The organism is Microcoleus sp. T3_A4 (assembly GCF_036700465.1).
In the GTDB taxonomy this organism is placed as follows: Bacteria; Cyanobacteriota; Cyanobacteriia; order Cyanobacteriales; family Microcoleaceae; genus Microcoleus.
The window spans coordinates 87,062-88,989 of sequence record NZ_JAUBOY010000033.1 but is presented as its reverse complement, the minus strand read 5'-3'; the positions used below and the strand labels follow the sequence as shown (position 1 = coordinate 88,989).

The following is a 1,928-nucleotide window of genomic DNA, read 5'->3' as shown; positions in this document are numbered from 1 at the left end:
TTTTAAATCACCCTAACCTTCCTTCAGTCTTGTCTTATGGTACTCTGGCTGCTTAAAAACTGTCCGGAGTATTGTCCAAGAAGAATTGGTAGAATGCAAAAACCTGCCACAGATTCAGAGAGAAACTCGCTCTGGTAGAAAGTTTTTAGCATCACAATTATTGAATCAAAATCAATCAAATAAATTTGTGCTGCTGGGCGCTCCGGGTTCAGGCAAAACAACTTTACTGAGCTTTTTTGCGGTGATGTTGGCTCAGGGTTATCCCGAAAAAATCGGCTTGCCTTCTGGGATAGATTGCTTGCCGATTTTGATTAAAATTCGGGATTTTGCTATGATTTCAGATATCAATCTCCTCGACTATGCCCGCCAGTTTGCCGAGAAAACTATGTCCGTGAAACCGCTGCCAGAAGGCTTTTTTGAGTATTGGCTGGCCGACGGTAGGGCGATGATTTTGTTGGATGGATTGGATGAGGTTGTTGAAGAATCCAAGCGCTATGCGGTGGTGCAGCACATTGAGAGTTTTTTGGGGCAGTATCATCAAAACTTGGCAATTATTACTTCTCGCCCTGCTGGTTACAAACGCGATTTTTTTAATACTTCGGAGTTTGAACACTATCAGTTACAACTATTTGACGATCCTAAGGTTGATGAGTTTATTAATCGCTGGTACGACAGCCGCGTTCGAGATGCGGCGGAAGCTCAACGTCGCAAAGATAGCATTAAAAAAGCTCTGGATGAAAATGACCGAATTAAATTGTTGGCGAGAAATCCGCTATTGCTGACAATCATTGCTTTGATTCACCGCTATCAAGCTGTACTGCCGAGGGCACGCCACAAGCTTTATGAAAAAGCTGTGGAGACACTGTTAAAGTGTTGGGATGCTAACAAAAACATGACTGAGCAGTCGGTATTCAAATGTTTAGATGCAGACGACTTACGGCGGCTGATGGAAATTCTTGCCTATTGGATTCACACTCAGGGTAGTACGGATAATCCTGAAGGCGGGACGCTGATTGTCAAGGAGGATTTGTTAGAGCAGTTAACTCAGAACATTAAAACCAAAAAACAGGTTGAATTGTTCAAGGCAAAAGAGGAAGCTAAACGATTTGTTGATTTTATTCAACAGCGGACGGGATTGCTCAACGAACAAGGACAAGATTTGTACGCTTTTGTACACAAGACTTTTCAAGAATATTTGTGCGCTCAGGAAATCGGCTATCAGGCAGATGATGAGGATGATTTTGAGATTGTTCTCAATCATATTCGAGAGCATTTGCATGACCCCCACTGGCGGGAAGTGTTGCTGTTGTTGATTGCTCAACAAAAACCGAAGAAAGCGGCGAAAGCGATGCGGGCAATTTTGGCTGCCAATAGCGAGCATGAGGAATGGTTGCACCGCGATTTATTTTTTGCTGGCAGTTGCCTTGCTGAAAATATTAAAGAGTTAAAGGTGGTAGATTCTAGTCTAACTGTGGAGATTTTGGAGAAGTTGGTTGAGTTGGAGGTAAGGGATCGGGCACTGGTTGGTGGCAGAGTTGGCTCTCAGGTTTTTCAAATCCTTTGCAGTATGAATGAGACTGAGTTTGAGGCGCCAACTTTGCAACTTTTGAAAGCAAGGGGTGTTGATGAAAATCCATTGGAGGAATATCAAGCAGCATTAGGGGAAAAAGAAGCTATCATCAGTGTCATGCTACGACGCCTCGAAGATGGGAATGAGGATGTGCGTCGTGAGGCAGCACAAGCCTTGGGCAAGTTAGGAAATGCTTCAGAAACCGTCATTAGTGCCCTGTTGTTACGCCTCGAAGATGGGGATAAGTGGGTGCGTCGTGAGGCAGCACAAGCCTTGGTCAGGTTGGGAAATGCTTCAGAAGCCGTCATCAATGCTCTGCTACTAGGTCTGGAAAATGGGGATAACTCGATGCGTGCCT

General features: G+C 44.4%; 1 protein-coding gene. It reads left to right on the top strand.

Features of this window, described 5'->3' with window-relative positions; translation table 11 throughout:
• Window positions 1-85: 85 nt before the first annotated feature.
• Window positions 86-1,928, top strand: a 1,843-nt coding sequence (locus QUA07_RS19550) for an NACHT domain-containing protein (RefSeq protein ID WP_333328087.1), incomplete at its 3' end; no start/stop codon positions are given.